The sequence below is a fragment of the Arsenicibacter sp. R0_47 genome (genome assembly GCF_057652235.1).
The window spans coordinates 100630-116652 of the sequence record NZ_JBYFCJ010000021.1; the positions used below are offsets into that span (position 1 = coordinate 100630).

Consider the following 16023-nt stretch of genomic DNA (forward strand, 5'->3'; position numbering starts at 1 on the left):
TTTCGGTCAAAGAACCGGCTAAACGAAGTTGGCCACGTTTCCGGTAATGATATAGTGTGAACGGCAGGGCAGGTTATAGTTTCCCACCGATGGGCTGATACTTACCTTGCCGTTCTTTTCAGTCAGCTGCCAGAAGTTTTCTGCAAATGGTAGCACAACCTTATGTCCACAGCCACAAAAACAGCTGTGTGTCGATGTTCGGTAATGACGTGATATGTACAACTTACCTGGTTCCAGAACCTCCGGAATAAATTCAACAAAAACAGGCTCAATTGAGACCTTTTTCAGCGTTTTCATAGCCCGGCCAGCTTCGTATACAACTCCGATACCCGCCCTTTCAGCCGCATCACAAACGCCGTCACCTTACGCTTTGGCTTTGTCAGTGCTGCCAGCTGCCGACTGATCTTGTATTCTTTCAGCCCCTTAGCAATACGACTCAGTTTTTCGATTTTGGCCTTATTCAGCGTCCGGCGCTCAATGCCTTCCTTTTCGATGACCACCAGACGGGTATTTACACCGGTTGACCGGAAAGCCGACTTAAATGAGCCTTCAGGCAACTTTTTGTCCCATGCACCGATTTCTTCCAGCCATTCACGGAATGCGGTTGCTTTCCGATCCTGGCGGTAAAAACAACCTTCTGACACAATTGCCACCACCCAACCGCCCGGCTTCAGCAAACTATGAGCATGTCGAACATGATCAATATCCTGCCCCTGCTCAAACGGGGGATTCATAATGATCCGGTTGAACTTTTGCTTTACCTTCAGGAAGTCATCCTCCGGAGTTACGTCAAAACCCTTCAGGGTAAGAATTTCACGTAAGGAACGCCACTTTTCACAGACTGTCAGCTGTGCTTTAGGATACATTTCGCGGATAACTTCCGCAATATCTCCCAGACCGGCCGATGGTTCCAGTACAGTATTCCCCGGCTTGATATTGGCCGTCTTTACGAGTTCTTCAGCAAGTCCTTTGGGTGTCGGGAAAAAGCCTTCCTGTTTCGAAAAACGCCATTCATCAATAAGCCGGTTAAGCTTACTTTGGTGTTCAATTCGTTTTTCAAGGCTGTTTGCCCCGCCGAATGCCCGTAGGTTCTGCTGAAGCGCAAACATGAACTGAGAGCCGCTGTTATCCTGATTCCTCGAAATTTCTTTTAAAGCGCTGTATGCCTGCTCGATTTCATCATAGGAATTTAGTCCGATTTTCTGCGCCTGGTCTAACAGGCTTTTGACGAACAGCGGATTGTCTATCCGGTAGGTCTTGAATTTGGGTACAGTATCCCGGAATGCTTCATAGTAGCCTGTTCCGGGCTTCTCCCCGACAATGAACAGGTGCAGATCATCCCGCTTCCGGATGGGTGTAATACCCTTCAGGACATCAGGCAGTGTACCGGCCTTTATGGCTTCGCCGATGGCACGGTAATACATTGCCTTATCGGCTTCCATATCGGCCTCAATGTTTTTACTGTTCCATTCCCGGTTACGCTTAGGGGTATTCCGGGACGCCCTTTCCAGTTCAGTTTTTTTCTTCTTACTGTCAAAGTCCAGACTGTTGGCCAGCGTGATAAACTTCTCTGCAAACTTCAATGGATCAGCGTCTTTTATGGGAGCCGTAGACCGGCCGGACTGCTCATGTAACTGAGGGACACCCGCCGACAAATCCAGATAGGCCGGTGCATTTTTACCGGTATATCTAAGGTAAATACTGCCCCAGACTATGCGGTTGTTTTCGTTATGAAACGGAGCATTATACCCTAAACTATAGCCGATTAGCCCATCTTTGGGTACGATCCATTTTAACTGTTCTCTATCTACATAGTCATACATATCCTGCATAGAATCAAATGTCTTCCATACAGCAACTTCCATTTTACCAAGCAACACCTCAATCTCTATCAGATCAGAACGTACCTTTACGGGCTTGACAGAAGATTTGCTTTTTCCGTCTCCGTCAACCTTCAGGTCATAATAAGGCGCTCGCCACTGCTTAGGCACATTTACTTTATACGGCAATACCAGCGGCTTATAATCGCTTTCACTACTGGCGCTTATCTTCTCAGGGAGTTTGCCGCCTTCCGGAATCCGGAACGACACACCAAACCGGCCAAAGCTTTTCACGCTGGAAACGATCAGGCCCAATGCTTCCAGTTCACGCACGTTGGCATCAACCTGTTTCCCATTGCTGATGTATTTGGTTATGCCATCTTTGGTGCAAGGGTCAAACACTGCGCTCCGCAAATCAGAAGCATTGGCCGGATCAACCCCCCTTTTCCGGGAAGGAATCCCGTACACATTAGGCCCAAACTTATACACCTCTGTAGTGGCGTAACTTAGTTTACCCGGTTCGATTACGTCAATCTTACCAGCCTTTGAAACGCGATACCACTTGTTGTAGTCATTGTATTCAACCTCACTGGATGATGACCACTGCTTTTCGACTTTTCCTGACTGATGGAGTATGACATTCCCGTCATTATCCAGGTAGGTAGTAACCTTAATGTCAGTTGGCTTATACCGGCTGTATCGGTCTTTTTCGTCTGGCTGAAGCAAACGGTACTGCATGTAGGCTTTCATGTGCTGTAGAAACGGCAGATCAACCTTGCTGCTACGATCTTCTGCACTACGCTGCGCCTTTTGCGGCCGTTCAGTAGTAGAATAACTGTCGTCCGCTTGTACTTCTACACCTAAAAGCTTATGCACTTTTTCCCATAGGTCGGCATCGTAGTATGCCCACCATACAATTGATTTAGGTGCCCACTTAAAGCCAAGTGCTTTAAGTGCATCAAGTATCTCTTTCACAGGCTTAGCGGGGAATCCAACCTCAATACTGCCTGTTTTCGAGTTTCGTGTGATAACTGCCTTCATATCGTTTCAGTTAAGATGTCCAGCCAGCCGCGAACGCCCAGCATTTTTACGAGGTAGTTTTTGCATTCACCGGGCACCTTTTCCATGAGTGCCTTTACGCCCAGACCACGGGGTATTTTACGGGCTGTCAGCAGATAGTAACCCTGATTGTACCGGGCTACCACGTATTGCAGCCACGACGATGACTCTGACTGATGCTCAGAAATGAGCAGGCTCAGGTAAATACCGGCCAGCATCAACGAAAATTCAGGGTCTTTCAGATCGCTTGCCGTTATGATGGTTTTACCAAGTTCCGCACTCAGTACCTGACTCATCCGGGCACCAAGGCGTTTCTTCAGAACGGCCTGCTTTTCAATGGAAAGAAGCCGCTTTTTACGGGCAGTGACAAGTATATCTGTCGCAGAAAGCGGCTTAATCATAGCGATGCCGACTGCCCCCGCAGCCGAAACGCTATCAACATCAATACGGTCATTTTCGACGAGAATAACCGCTTCAAGAAGGTTGGCAGGCAAATTATTCAGGGATACCGATTGCTGGATATAGTTTCCGTACATCGTTACCAGTTTATTATATGCCGCTTTTCGCTGTGCAACACTGTTAGGGTCGTAATACTTATACGACTGCTGCACCATTGGAAGTTCTATTGTAAGCGTTGCCATATTATTCTTGATAGTCAACGAGTTCGACCGCCAGCGACTGACCGGCGAGTAATGTATTTTTCGTGCTTTCGTCCGTTCCGGAACCAGTAGTCCGGACGAATTTGAAGCTTCGGGCTTTTTCTTTCCGGCGCGGGAATGTCCACCAGATATAGGCGCTGACAGAAACTCCGACGATGACCAGGATTGCAAAGACCCCGGTAAGCTGCTGTTTTGTAGTCATGGCGGTAAATACTTGGCTCTAAGTTTGAATACAGGTACGGTGTCTGCCGGTGGCGATGTGCGCCAATCGGTCGCCCAGACCATATCTTTCCAGAATCGTTTTTTCCGGATAACGCCCTCGGTTTTTAGCTTATAAGTCCCGATGGCACCGGAAAGGCTGGTATTCCCCTCAATTGTGATAGCATACAACGGGAATTTCTCTTCGAGAATGCCGACGTGGTTTTGCCGGCCGAATCGAAACCCGACTACCCAACCGGGGGCAAGCCTGTCAATTTCTTTTTTAGGGGCAAACGGCCCCAGTTTGATTTTAGTAGGGTGGTATGACCACGACAACGCGGTACCGGGCGATTTGACGGAGGGTTTTAGTCCCGCCTGCCTGTGCCAGGCATTAACCGCATATCCGCAGTATGGCTCATACCACCCCTGACGACTTACCGGGTTTCGGCTTCCGGCCAGAATCCGGTAATAATCAAAAAGCGGATGCTCATTGCGCCATGTACGTTCCTGTGTGCCTACATCGCGGGATGCCGCCTTTACTATTTTCGTTCCTACAATCGTCCCTGCATCAGACTGGCTAACGCCATGATGACAACGCAATAGGCAAACAAGTAGGATAAATACTTTTGCTGGTTGAGTCGGCATTTTTCGTATGGCGTTAGTTCATTTGATCGCATGAGTGTGGAGTAGTCACCTGCCCCCGTTTCGACAAAGGGATTCAGAAAATCGAAATTGACTTTGTGTTGAACAAACAAGGCCAGTTCGACAAGCAATCCACCGAAAATGATTATGTAAGCAGCAGTGAAGCCAAGCCATACCACACTGTTTGTCAGCGGGTCTACGTAAGGCTGCAACACATAAGGCGCAGCCCAGCAGATCAGGATCAGGAGCACCGCGAGCACAACCTTTGAGGTGATGTCATAAAAAATACTATGACGCACACGCTCCCAGAATGGTTTAACCGGCTCCGCTGGCGGCAACTCTGCAACGGGTGCAGGGTGTTGTAACCTGTACTGATCGTCGATAAATTCCGAGCGATATTCTTCTAGTTCGGCCTCTTTGATCCCGAACATTTTGGCCGCTTCCGGAATGCCTATTTCAAAGCTCTTCAGGACTGCCGTTCGAATCAGTTCTATCGTTAGTCGTGCCATCGTCCTTTTTCCGGTTAAGCGGGTGATAACGAATATCAAGAATCAGCTTCACAATGCTGAGCAGGGCAAAAATTGCCCCCAGGACCGTGAGAATTACACTGAAGTCATTTGCAGCCAGCAGTATTGTGGCCAACCCCTTCATAGTGTCATCGAAATTGCTGTCGGCAGTGGTCATAAGAATCATTTTTTGCTATGATCACGAATGGTTAACCAGCTGGCCCAACCAGACAAAGCCGCTGACGCAATGAATATCAGGCTGATTACGATTGCGAACCAGCCATAGGCATAGTTATTATTATTCTTCATTTCCAGAATGCGAGTTTTTTGGTTCTGAGTTTGACGTATCCCCACATTTGCCCCCATTTGCCATCGAAAGCATAATACGCAGCAACCCCAAGCAGAGTAAAGGCAAGTACGGCAAGAATAGTGCTACCATAATCGAGAGTTGTCTGATCCTGTTCAACAGGAAGAGTTACGTCGTATTCCTGATTGCCAAGCCATTGTGCGACATCAGAAACCGTTACGGCACCATCGTTATTTTTATCAAGAGCACGGTTTGCGCTGTAGGCATCACTGCCCGAACGGTATAGTACATACGTACTGTCTTTAGCCATGCCTTTCGGGTAATGTACGGCCAGATAGGTATCTGTCAGAGACTTCAGTTTAGCCTTGTACGGCTTATAGTAATCATAGACAAGATCCATCTGCTTCAGTCCATCCATTGCCCTGATTTGAGCCGTAGTTACACCATGTTGCTTTTGGGCGGTGCTTTCCAGCCATTGAATCAGTCCGGAGGCCGTTGACTTAGGATTCTTTGCCCAGGGTTCCAGACGCGATTCCTTGTACATGACTACCATCAGCCATTCCGGAGCAATGCCCAGACGGCTGGCTACATTTCTGACCTTCGCCACAAATGCCGCCCGTGTCACACCCTTGTAATTGGCCGGTACGTAATTTTCGTATGGTAGTGCCATTTTGCTTACTGCGTTTATGTTTCCGGTAAATGGCGAAGGCCATCAGCCGGTCGTAATTGCTTTTTTTAGTCATGGGTGATATTGTGGACAACAACATCCTTTACGCCCGCCATTACCACGATAATTACACCTACCAGGAGCATCGCACCGGCAAAATAGCTTACAGTCTGGGTATCAAACTTGTGTTCCAGTGAGATAGGAACACCTTTGTCAGAAATCTTCTGAATACCCTCAATTACTTTATTAAGATCGTCTACGAGAGCCATAATTAACGTTTTATGATTGAGAAACGATTGGTTAGTGGCCGGTTCGACCACCAACCCTTTACTTCATGCCCAGCCCTTCCAGGCGCAATACGATACGGTCGCGGATGTCGTCGGCCGTGCCGTAGCCAAGCAGAACAAATATGTCCCGCAGATCAGTAGTCAGTGTCTGTTTGCCTTCCGGATGGAAAGAGCGATTATAGAGATTATAGCAATACTTCAGCTGGCCGTCTGATAATCCCTCTAACCGTTGCATAGCTAAAACCTTCCCTTCCATTGAATTGAAAAGGCCCAGAGAGTCATACATTTCCCGCACAATAACCGGGGCAACAGTATTGACCCAACTTTCCGTGACATCATCCCCCTTTTGATAAGGAACCTGAGTACCACTCACCGACCGTTTGCCGGCCGCTTTACCCACCAGATAAACCAGCAGCAGTAAGCCGCCAATCACGATGACATATTGCAGCGGCTTGTTTGCCAGAGCTTCCTTGAAATTGTCTTTGAACTTGCTCATTGCGGTTAATCCTTATCGTTCAGCAATCTGACAATCAGAAAAGCGAGACCGGCAGCCAGCAGGCCGATACCTGCCCATTTAGCCAGTTCGGCCGTACCATCACCAAAGGTATTTTCAAGGATCGTTTCAACCTTTGAAAATACCGGCGCGTCCTGTGGATCACTTACAACAGCAGGAGAGCCACCCGACGTTGATGCCGGAGTAGTTCCGGTATTGGGGTCCCGGGTCGTCAGATAATTCTTACTAACCCATGCCCAGTTATATCCCTTCAGCGGAGTGGCCAGCTTCATGAACATGTACCCGTTCCGTGTCGTACCGTCCGAACCGCCTACCAGTTTGCCTTTTTTCAGGCTGCCAAGCAGCGTTTTGGCATTCAGCTTAGGTTCAGACCGGACATTGACGGCAGATGCCCCTGTGACGAAATAGGGCACCATCGACGGCGTATAGGCGAAGACCTTACTGGCTTCAATCCAGATATAGCTATAGGTTTTGCCCTGGTAAGTGATGGCTTCAAGCAATTTGATATAGTAATAGCGCGTAAATCCGGAAAGCTTTTCCGTGTTATACAGCCCGATTACTGTATTTGGGTTTAAAACCGTGATTGCTTTACCCCCGGGCACATCGTATGCCTTGAATGCTCCGTTCGGCTGTGTGCTGGCAGTCGATGACGCTTTCGTTTTGATTAATGTACCAACTGTCATTGCTGAACCGGTGCTTTAGGCTTACGGAAACTATTAATCAGGATCACGATTAACGCAATGGCAGACAGGCCAATGATGCCATATAAGCCATACGTCAACAGCTTCTTGGTTGAGTCTGAACTTGTATCCGCAGACTCAGAAGAAACCATAGACCGTAGCTGTTCAATATCCACATAGACAAGGTTACCGTCTTTATCCTTGTATGGGATTCCCGTTCCCGGCTTATCACTGACCACTTCCTCTTTTTCGGAAGCGGCTACCGCTGGTGCCGGTGTGCCATCATCGGCAGGTTTATTGGTGTCGAGAGATGCGTCATAAGTTGGGTTTGAATCCAACAGAATAGCACTACGCAGTACATATCGCAGGGCAGGAACCGGAGCCAGGGCCGTAATGCCGGTGACATAGACGACTTCAATCATATCGACCGTCCCGGTCCCTTTAATTTGATCCGGAAGCTGAAAGTAGTAGCCGGTAGCCTGACCTACCGTAGTAGGGCCGGTCAATCGACTCCAATCATTCGTTAGCTCAGGAGCCGGATAGGCAAACGCGATATTCCCAGACGACACAGTGACCAACTGCCCACGAAGTTTCTTATCGTATAATTTCGTTGATTTTGAAGTTGCCATGTCATTTACGTTTACGAAGCGTCAGCCACAGGACAAGCCCCATAGCGATGACGCCCAATGCAATCAGAATAATGTTTGTTGTGGTAAAAAAGCCTGGATTGGGCGCTGGGTCAGGCGTGGAAATTCCAGCCGTAGCCTTACCGGTAGCCTTATACAACCGATTTGCCGTATCGAGCTTTTTATAGTCAGACCAGTAAGCCGTTTTTCCGCTATCCCATGTAAGCAGCCAGTCCGCTGTTTTTGTAGTAGGGTTTGTAACCGATTCGATTTTAACCGGCATCGGGGTTTCAGTTCGCTGTAATTCAGCCTGAACCTCGTCCCAGATTTGTCGGTTATCTTCTTCCTTACTGGCCAGATCGTACCATTCGGCCCGTACCCATTGGTCACTTTCCTGATCAACTACGACGAAATACTCATATGGGATAGCTACAAATCTTCCGGTTGGAAAACCTTTTACCCATTCCCAACTCTGAGTGAGCACGGGATACAATTTACTTCCCTCAGGTGAAGACATGGCGGCTCCTTTAATCGTACCAATGATTTCTCCCCTTTTCCAGTACCGTAAAACTCGGTCGCTTTTTGATACCGGAGCGTCAATATATGCCTGAGCTAAGCCAGAATTAGTACTGAGTTTGGTGTACACATTCGGATTGTCAACAACCGCCCGAATCACTGTACCGTTGGGTATCTCTGCTGTGCTGGCCATTTTAGTAAGAAGGCCCGGCCGTTTGGCCGGGCCTTACGTTTGTTGATGAAGTGAAGTATAGAAGTATGGACTAGCGGTTACTTCTTTTTCTTAACCGGGATTTTGGCAATCAGCACTACTGCCAGAATTACCGCAGCTGCAATACCGACACCGATCAGCACCTTTTGAGTGGTTGTCTTGGCCGTAGACGAAGTTCCGGTTGTAGTGGTTGTAGAGCCGGTTGCATTGCTCGTCAACGTTTCGAGGATTTTCTGATTAACCTCTGACGGATCGACATAAGCCTTCACATAACCATCAGCATCCTGCTGGAAGGGAATCGGCAGATCAGACGGCTGAGTTGGCACATTGCCGTTATCCGGAATGTTCAGGCTTTGCAGCTTGGAAAGCGACGCTACCAGCGTAGCCAGATCGCGCAGAGTCGGAACCGCTGTCGAGCCTACAGCATTGGCAACGTTCAGCAGGTACTGAGCCTGTTTAACCATGTATGCTTCAACGACTGAATTGTCGCTCTGCTTCAGCACACCAACAACAGCGATAAGGGTGTTTTGGTAGTAGCGTACACGAACATCATACAGCACGGTAATTGCGCTGCTTTGTCCGGAAGGGAAGTAATTGGTTACGGTAAAAGTACCGATTGATTGCCCGTCTCTTAATTGACCGGCAGCGAACCCTGAACGCGGGTTGTGACCACTAGGAAATGCCATTTTTTGTAATGGTTTTTAGTTATGAATTGATTGAAGTTCGGGGTCTTTTCGTTAGCGCCTGGTAACAGGCCAGTACAATTAAGGTTATTGCAGCAAACAGGAGTGCGGATTGCGTCAGCTGCTTTGTTTGCTGCTGCTGAGTCCTTAGATTATCCAGTTGGGTTTCAAGTTTGGCTTTCGATTCTGCCTGTAACCTGAGATAGTCAGCATCAGCGTTTAGCCGCTGGACTTCATTCTCAGCCTGTAGGCTCGCCGTTGCCAGCTCTCCCTCTTGTTGCGCTTGCTTATTGGCCTTGTTTTGCGAAAAAATACTGAGTCCGGTCCCGGCAACGGATAGGAGGATCAGGCCAATCGAAACCGGGTCCATTATTTTTTACGGACAATAAGCAGAATCGCCACGGTTAAGGCTGCGCCAACCAGCAATACCAATGCGGCAGCCTGTATGTATAGCTTAGTCTGCTGCGCCTTAACGTCTCCGGTTGCCTTGGCATATTCCGTGTTAAGCTTCAGAAGCGCCTGGTCTTTTTGGGCCTGAGTCATTGCGGCATCATTCTGAAGTGCCTGAAGCTCTACCGCATACTGCCCCTTAATCTGTGAGCCGCGATTCTGCAAGGCAGTAAGCCCCAGATTACCGCCGACATTCAACAGGTTCGACCAAACCGACAGGCTACCGGCTTGATTTGTGTTGGTTGAACTGGTGTTATCGCTCATTTGGTTTGCGTTTACGGAATGCAAAAAATAACACGATGCCAATAGCCAGAACCCCGATAACAGAGCCAACGATGATATACATACGTTGCCGGGCTTTACGGGCTTCTTCTTCCTGCAATACCTGATCGGCCGACGTGTCGATTACCGATTCAGTTGACGTTTTCGTACCGGTGGTGCCTGACTGTTTGGCCGCTTCCTCCTGTATGATCTTTCCGAGTTTATCCAGGCCAGCATAACCCATTGCGCCCAGAACCTCATTGATCTTCTTTTTTGTAGAATCATTGAGGTTTGCAGGATCAACGCCGTACTGAGCATAGAAATACTGAATATCCATAGTTGAAAATTTAGTTGCGATCATATAGGGTTGGGCCATCAGACCCAACCCTACTACAGTCGGCTGACCGGCATACCGTGAATGGGCCGCGCGGTTATTTCGGGAGACTCTGTTATCTCAGTCGTCTCGACGGGAGTAATAACCGGCATCCCGATGATCACGGTTGCCGTCATATCAACCGGACTGCTTTCGTTGGATAGCGGAGTATCTGCTACTGCATCCATATCATTTTATATCAGCCTGTTTACGGCTGCTTTTTTTTGTGGCTTTTGCTTTAACGACACTTACCTTTTTTACTTCAGGCTGGATACCTGCGGTGTTGTCATCCGCTGGTTCTTCTGCCTGAAGTACCTGGCTTTCCGGAGCAATTCCGCCGGGCATAGCCAGGTCGTCATCGTCGTCATCGTCGTCGTCGTCGTCGCTTCCGCGATAACCAAAATCGTCGTCATCGTCGTCGTCGTCGTCGCTTCCGCGATAACCAAAATCGTCGTCGTCGTCGTCGTCGTCGTCGCTTCCGCGATAACCAAAATCATCGTCATCGTCGTCATCGTCGTCGCTTCCGCGATAACCAAAATCGTCATCGTCATCGTCCGGATCACCGGCAAATGAAGGGGCAGGAGGGGCCAGATGTTCAAGCTCTTTGACAGTAGCCTCAATTTGGCGTTTCATCAGATAGCGACCCAGGAACATGAGAATACCCATTGCCGCCAAACAACCAAGAATGGCCGCGATAAAGATGCTAAACGTTTGCGTCCAGTTGACGCGGTTGCTGCGGTATTGCTGTACCGTCATCATTTGATTTTCCATTGTTTTGTTCGGGTTATTGTTTTGATTCTTTTCGGGCTTTCTGGCAGCGAGCCGGAAAGCAGTTTTTACGTTGCTTTCCGGCCTTGACTACCATTGCCCCGAAACAAAAGCGACCGAAAGTTGTGACGAGTTTTTGAAACGCTATGGCGCTACTGATACCCTGATCGCGCAAAAACAGGGTATAACCCTATTAAACCCGAATAACACCGGACTAAAGCCAGGCAGAAGAAGAAAAACTAAAGAACCGGGGGAGAAAACAGAGAGTATATATGCCCAAAGTGATTTTATAGGGCACATATTTCGGGTCAACAGCGTCAACTTTGTCAACCTGCCAGCTAAAGTGCTGGAAATCTGGAATAAACCACTGGCGCTAATGGTTGACACTGGTTGACAATACCCCTAAAAAGGTTGACAAAGGTTGACAACAGGAAGTATAAAAGAGCTACCTGAACGACGAACAGTAATAGTTGAGAGAAAGAGAGCCTATATATGCCCCATAAAACGCCCAAGGTGATTTTATGGGGCATATATTTCGGGTCAACTGCGTCAACCTTGTCAACCTGTCAGCTAAAGTGCTGGAAATCTGGAATAAACCGCTGGCGTTAATGGTTGACAAAGGTTGACAACACCCCTAAAAAGGTTGACAAAGGTTGACAATAGGGCACAAAAAAGCCGTTGACATATTGCCAACGGCTTTTTTGTGCCCTATTGTCTGACTTGTTGGCGGCTAACGGGTTGATGGGCCGGACAACTCAGCTGAAGCCATTTCTCTAAACACGTCTCTTAACTGTCTAAGGGTAAACTGAGAGTCCTGAACAGCCCTGAACGACTCCCTGTCTTCCATTGCCTGAACATCAGCGTACTCTATTACATGAAAAGCATGGCTATCCAGCGACATAGAGAAGTCATTGAGTGTACTGCCGCGATTGTCAAGCATCCGGAACAGAGGTTCTACGTTGATCGGTTTTCCGGAATACGGATTTACAGCCCATACGGGTACATTTGCTGTCATTTGTGAGTTAGTTCCCATTGTTCTTTAGGATATATTTAGTTTATGTAAGTCATTAAGCTTCTCTAAATCAAACGCATAACCGCGAGTAGACACACGGCCAAACTTGCGCTTATAGGTAAGTCCATAACAGGCAGGGTGTTGATCAATCCAGTTGCGTAACGATTGCTGATCAATCGCTTTGCCGGCCAAACATTCAGCCACATATGCTTTATAGACCGGCGCAAAATTCAGGAGTAAGATTTGTTTTCCGGTTGATTCGGCACCAGTGGCCAATGTAATTGTCACTTTATCAGACATCATTATTGAAGACAGAAAAAGAACCTGATAATCAGAGTCTTCGTTAATTTGTTTCTTTTCAATCAATGACTGAACAATCTGGATAAAGCTGCTTTGCATGGTTGTCGGTGGCAAAGACATTGGCAAGGGGCTAACCAACTTTGTTTTTATATTTTGATAGAGTTGCGCCAGCTCACGGGCCTGATTCTGCTTTTCGGTAAGCTCTATGATCTGACAATCAAGAGATTCCACAAGTGAACTGTAATAGATTACCTGACTTTCGATGTGTGACAACTGTTGACCTGGCTTTACGTCGTGCTGTTGGTGTCGATACTGCTTTTCGATCTCAATAAAATATCGACGTACCTCTTTTCCTCGTTCGGTTTGAGCCAACATACAAAAGGCTTTGAAGCAGTCGATACTAAGGCGAATGTCTTTGGCGCGACGGCCACCATTAGGGCCGGAGGTTTTTGGCATCAATGCCAAAAACTCGGTATTAATCATAAAATTTCGTTCTAAGGCTTCGAGCGCCCTTCTTTTTTCTGAATACCCAACCCATTTCCAGGCATCATCAAAATTAATTGGATATAGAGTCTGATCTATAAGTGCAGACCGAAAACGGACTTCTAGTTCTTTCTCGTAGCTCATTGTCTTGATTTTTTGTGTCGCAAATGTTGAATATTTAAATATTATATGCAAATATTTAATCGATATTTTATTGGGAGGTTACGTTTTTTATTTATCATTGCACTATGGAAAAAAGATTAACTGTCGATGTTACGGAGAAACAGTATGAGCAACTGCTTCGTATTCAGCTAGATAAGTCGCTAAATGAAAAAAGAAAAGTATCATTAGGTGAGTTGATACGAACAGCACTCCAAGAATGGCTTGAAAGGAATGACGTCAAGTTGAGTTAAGCTAACATTTTGGTTGGTTTACTAGGCGTTCTTTATTTTTGTTTATTTAATAAATAATCATAAGTTAATTATTTTATAAAATGGTGACCACATTGAAACGATTCCTGTTCATTAGTACCCTATTAATTGGATTGGGCGTTATTGAAAATGCTTGTAAACAAAAAGATCCTGAACCACCAGTAGCAAACTTTACTTTCGTAGTTCAGGATGAAGGAAGAGTGGCGTTTACTAATTCATCCACAAATGCAGACTCTTACGAATGGGATTTTGGTAATGGGAGTACCTCGATAGAAAAGAATCCTATATCCCAATACACTAAAAATGGTGACTACACTATAGTGCTAATTGCTAAGCAAGGGCAAAGCCAAAGCACAAAAATTCAACGGATCACAATAAGCACTGCACCTAAGCCAGCAGTTAAGTTTTCTTATAAGAGTTTAGGAAACGGCTTAATTAGCTTCACAAATGAATCAACTAATGCAGATAACTTTAAATGGGCCTTTGGAAATGGGCAGGTCTCAACAGAGAAGTCTCCTCAGGTACAATATGTGACAAATGGTACATACGAGGTAACCTTGGAGGCTGCAAACATAAACGGAATGACATCGTTTAAACAAAATATTACAATAGCCGATGCTCCTAAACCTGTAGCAAACTTTACTTTTTCTTATGGGACTGATGGTAGAGTGGTTTTCACAAACTCATCTACAAATTCAGAATCTTGGCAGTGGACATTTGGAAACGGGCAAACTTCGACGGACTGGTCTCCTCTAATGCAATACTCTTCTAATGGCACTTATACTGTGACTCTTACCGCTAAAAATAAGAATGGTGAGAACACTATTTCAAAGACATTAAATGTTACTAATATAGCCGTACCGACAACAGGCAGCCTAATCTTTTGGACGAATTTCAACAGTAACAGCATTAAAATTTATATCAATGGTGTATATCAAGGGAGTAATACAAGTTATATTAACTCTTCTACTGCTCCTGCTTGTGGTACATCTGGACTTGTGACTGTAACATTACAACAAGGAGCATACAGTTTCACCGCTGAAGAAGATAAAGCTCTTTTCCCGCTAAAATGGAATGGCACGATCAATATTACAAATGGACAATGTCGGTCAATGCAACTTACTAAATAAGATAAAATAATGGAAGAGCAACTAATTGACATTGAATTATATATGGGAGCTGAGAATGGCTTAGGTTATTTTCTGACTTCATCTCCTTTCGTCTTTCTACCCGGCGTTTTTTTGTTGATAGTGATTAGTCACGCAGTCTTAGGCGGAAACTTTGAAAATCGCACTTTGAATAGTGTAAAAAAAATACAGTAATATTTTTACATTTGTGGTGCGATAGGGTAAAACAGTGTATATACGGGGATTAATTGATTAACAGTCAATTGATCCCTTTTTTTTGTAGCATTTGGCAAACGCCAAAGATTGAATAAATGGAAAAATATTATACTTTTGGGCGAAATATAGAGTACAATTCAACTTACTGTAGAAACGGCCATGCAATTATTAGTATGGCCGTTTTTTTTAATTTTGAACATGATCAGCATGGAAAAACTTGATGAATTGATTCGGCAGTACAAGAAGTTGTCAAAAGGAACCGTTGACCACGAAAAGTATGCTTACTACGCTCTTACACACCATTCTACATCAATCGAAGGGAGTACCCTGACAGAGAGCCAGGTCATCAATCTTTTAGAGTATGGAAAAACGGCACCAAATAAACCATTTGAGCATCACCAAATGGTATTCGACCACTTTAATGCAACAGTATTCATTGCAGACGCCGCCAGAAAAAGGCTCCCAGTGAATGCGGTTTTTTTGCGTGAACTCGGAGCCAAAGTAATGCATAGCACTGGCGGTACAGTCAATACCGTGATTGGCACATACAATATTGCTGCCGGAGATTTTCGCCTAGGTAGTGTCAGGGCCGGAACCAGAACCTTTCCTGACTACAAAAAAGTACCGATACTTATTGATAAGCTTTGCGCTAAGCTGAATGATGGACTGAAGAACGCAAAGACACTTGAACAGAAGTGTGAACTTGCCTATCTGGCTCATTTTGAGCTAGTAAGTATCCATCCGTTTGGAGACGGAAACGGAAGAACATCACGTTTGCTCATGAACTATATTTTAGAGCGATTCGACCTGCCAATGCTTGTGGTATTCAAACAAGATCGTATCAAATACATAAATGCCCTTGAAGCTACCAGGAATCAGGATGATATGACTCCGTTCAACGATTTCATGTCAAGTCAGTATGTAAAGTTCCTGAAGAAGGAGATAGCCGAAATGAAATAAAAACCCGTTGGCCGTTACTTCTTCCCAAAAAGGCGTCAATACTTTTTTAAGACAAGTTTCTAATCCAACAAAAAAGCCCGTAGCGATTCGCCACGGGCTTTTTGCTTAATCCACACCATTCGGGTTAGAAAATAACCCATACCACAAAAGTATTAAAAAGCTATCATTCAAAAAAAAATCCCCGCCATGTATACCTGACGGGGAGCAATCAACTATATGGAGTTCGAGAGTGTTTCTGTGCAGGAGCCGCTAAGTACCAGCGACAGA

General features: G+C 46.1%; 24 protein-coding genes. 4 read left to right on the plus strand and 20 right to left on the minus strand.

Translation table 11 applies throughout. The annotated features are described in order from the left end of the window. Window positions 1-18: 18 nt before the first annotated feature. From AC23NW_RS25955 to AC23NW_RS26045, 19 genes are all read right to left on the minus strand, one after another. Window positions 19-297 carry a ubiquitination-like system serine protease family protein gene (locus AC23NW_RS25955; protein ID WP_487453128.1) on the minus strand — a complete coding sequence of 93 codons (279 nt, stop codon included), beginning with the start codon at window positions 295-297 and terminating at the stop codon, window positions 19-21. Then, entirely contained in the window at window positions 294-2861 is a 2568-nt protein-coding gene (locus tag AC23NW_RS25960) for a methyltransferase (protein ID WP_487453130.1), read from the minus strand. The genes AC23NW_RS25955 and AC23NW_RS25960 overlap by 4 nt, the downstream gene beginning before the upstream one ends. After that, the gene (locus AC23NW_RS25965; protein ID WP_487453132.1) at window positions 2858-3520 is read right to left on the minus strand and encodes a lysozyme family protein; all 663 of its coding nucleotides are present in this window, start codon (window positions 3518-3520) and stop codon (window positions 2858-2860) included. The genes AC23NW_RS25960 and AC23NW_RS25965 overlap by 4 nt, the downstream gene beginning before the upstream one ends. Window position 3521: 1 nt before the next feature. Continuing rightward, complete coding sequence (locus tag AC23NW_RS25970) at window positions 3522-3740, minus strand: hypothetical protein (protein WP_487453134.1); 219 nt, start codon at window positions 3738-3740, stop codon at window positions 3522-3524. Continuing rightward, window positions 3737-4336, minus strand: coding sequence for a hypothetical protein (locus AC23NW_RS25975; protein ID WP_487453135.1), 600 nt, complete (start codon window positions 4334-4336; stop codon window positions 3737-3739). The genes AC23NW_RS25970 and AC23NW_RS25975 overlap by 4 nt, the downstream gene beginning before the upstream one ends. Further along, window positions 4288-4887 carry a hypothetical protein gene (locus AC23NW_RS25980; protein WP_293838580.1) on the minus strand — a complete coding sequence of 200 codons (600 nt, stop codon included), beginning with the start codon at window positions 4885-4887 and terminating at the stop codon, window positions 4288-4290. The genes AC23NW_RS25975 and AC23NW_RS25980 overlap by 49 nt, the downstream gene beginning before the upstream one ends. Next, window positions 4835-5062 (minus strand): hypothetical protein, encoded by a 228-nt coding sequence (locus AC23NW_RS25985; protein WP_293838578.1) that lies wholly within the window; start codon window positions 5060-5062, stop codon window positions 4835-4837. The genes AC23NW_RS25980 and AC23NW_RS25985 overlap by 53 nt, the downstream gene beginning before the upstream one ends. Window positions 5063-5189: 127 nt before the next feature. Further along, window positions 5190-5861 carry a transglycosylase SLT domain-containing protein gene (locus AC23NW_RS25990; protein ID WP_293838576.1) on the minus strand — a complete coding sequence of 224 codons (672 nt, stop codon included), beginning with the start codon at window positions 5859-5861 and terminating at the stop codon, window positions 5190-5192. Between the two features lie 65 nt (window positions 5862-5926). Further along, window positions 5927-6127: a hypothetical protein gene (locus tag AC23NW_RS25995; RefSeq protein WP_487453138.1), complete on the minus strand. Its 201-nt coding sequence runs from the start codon at window positions 6125-6127 to the stop codon at window positions 5927-5929. Between the two features lie 58 nt (window positions 6128-6185). Next, window positions 6186-6641 (minus strand): hypothetical protein, encoded by a 456-nt coding sequence (locus AC23NW_RS26000; RefSeq protein WP_487453140.1) that lies wholly within the window; start codon window positions 6639-6641, stop codon window positions 6186-6188. A gap of 5 nt (window positions 6642-6646) precedes the next feature. After that, window positions 6647-7342 carry a hypothetical protein gene (locus AC23NW_RS26005; protein ID WP_487453141.1) on the minus strand — a complete coding sequence of 232 codons (696 nt, stop codon included), beginning with the start codon at window positions 7340-7342 and terminating at the stop codon, window positions 6647-6649. Further along, entirely contained in the window at window positions 7339-7968 is a 630-nt protein-coding gene (locus AC23NW_RS26010) for a hypothetical protein (RefSeq protein ID WP_487453142.1), read from the minus strand. The genes AC23NW_RS26005 and AC23NW_RS26010 overlap by 4 nt, the downstream gene beginning before the upstream one ends. A 1-nt stretch (window position 7969) precedes the next feature. Then, entirely contained in the window at window positions 7970-8611 is a 642-nt protein-coding gene (locus AC23NW_RS26015; protein WP_487453144.1) for a hypothetical protein, read from the minus strand. Window positions 8612-8751: 140 nt separating this feature from the next. Beyond that, the gene (locus AC23NW_RS26020) at window positions 8752-9378 is read right to left on the minus strand and encodes a hypothetical protein (RefSeq protein ID WP_487453146.1); all 627 of its coding nucleotides are present in this window, start codon (window positions 9376-9378) and stop codon (window positions 8752-8754) included. Window positions 9379-9397: 19 nt separating this feature from the next. Beyond that, window positions 9398-9745: a hypothetical protein gene (locus AC23NW_RS26025; RefSeq protein WP_293838562.1), complete on the minus strand. Its 348-nt coding sequence runs from the start codon at window positions 9743-9745 to the stop codon at window positions 9398-9400. Next, window positions 9745-10089 (minus strand): hypothetical protein, encoded by a 345-nt coding sequence (locus tag AC23NW_RS26030; RefSeq protein ID WP_487453148.1) that lies wholly within the window; start codon window positions 10087-10089, stop codon window positions 9745-9747. Before AC23NW_RS26030 ends, AC23NW_RS26025 begins: the two co-directional genes overlap by 1 nt. Further along, a complete protein-coding gene (locus AC23NW_RS26035; protein ID WP_293838558.1) occupies window positions 10079-10423 on the minus strand; it encodes a hypothetical protein in 345 nt (114 codons plus the stop codon). The genes AC23NW_RS26030 and AC23NW_RS26035 overlap by 11 nt, the downstream gene beginning before the upstream one ends. A 53-nt stretch (window positions 10424-10476) precedes the next feature. Beyond that, window positions 10477-10647, minus strand: coding sequence for a hypothetical protein (locus AC23NW_RS26040; protein WP_487453150.1), 171 nt, complete (start codon window positions 10645-10647; stop codon window positions 10477-10479). Window position 10648: 1 nt separating this feature from the next. Beyond that, complete coding sequence (locus AC23NW_RS26045) at window positions 10649-11230, minus strand: hypothetical protein (RefSeq protein WP_487453152.1); 582 nt, start codon at window positions 11228-11230, stop codon at window positions 10649-10651. A 70-nt stretch (window positions 11231-11300) separates the two neighbouring features. Here AC23NW_RS26045 and AC23NW_RS26050 point away from each other — a divergent pair, with 70 nt between their 5' ends. Further along, window positions 11301-11621: a hypothetical protein gene (locus AC23NW_RS26050; RefSeq protein WP_487453153.1), complete on the plus strand. Its 321-nt coding sequence runs from the start codon at window positions 11301-11303 to the stop codon at window positions 11619-11621. A 645-nt stretch (window positions 11622-12266) separates the two neighbouring features. Here the strand turns inward: AC23NW_RS26050 and AC23NW_RS26055 are convergent. Then, a complete protein-coding gene (locus AC23NW_RS26055) occupies window positions 12267-13166 on the minus strand; it encodes a hypothetical protein (protein ID WP_487453155.1) in 900 nt (299 codons plus the stop codon). Between the two features lie 104 nt (window positions 13167-13270). Here AC23NW_RS26055 and AC23NW_RS26060 point away from each other — a divergent pair, with 104 nt between their 5' ends. The 3 genes from AC23NW_RS26060 (at window position 13271) to AC23NW_RS26070 (ending at window position 15756) form a co-directional block, all read left to right on the plus strand. Next, window positions 13271-13435, plus strand: a complete 165-nt coding sequence (locus tag AC23NW_RS26060) for a hypothetical protein (RefSeq protein WP_487453156.1) — start codon at window positions 13271-13273, stop codon at window positions 13433-13435. Window positions 13436-13527: 92 nt separating this feature from the next. Beyond that, window positions 13528-14583 carry a PKD domain-containing protein gene (locus AC23NW_RS26065; RefSeq protein ID WP_487453157.1) on the plus strand — a complete coding sequence of 352 codons (1056 nt, stop codon included), beginning with the start codon at window positions 13528-13530 and terminating at the stop codon, window positions 14581-14583. A gap of 372 nt (window positions 14584-14955) precedes the next feature. Then, a complete protein-coding gene (locus AC23NW_RS26070; RefSeq protein WP_487453158.1) occupies window positions 14956-15756 on the plus strand; it encodes a Fic family protein in 801 nt (266 codons plus the stop codon). Window positions 15757-16023: the final 267 nt, after the last annotated feature.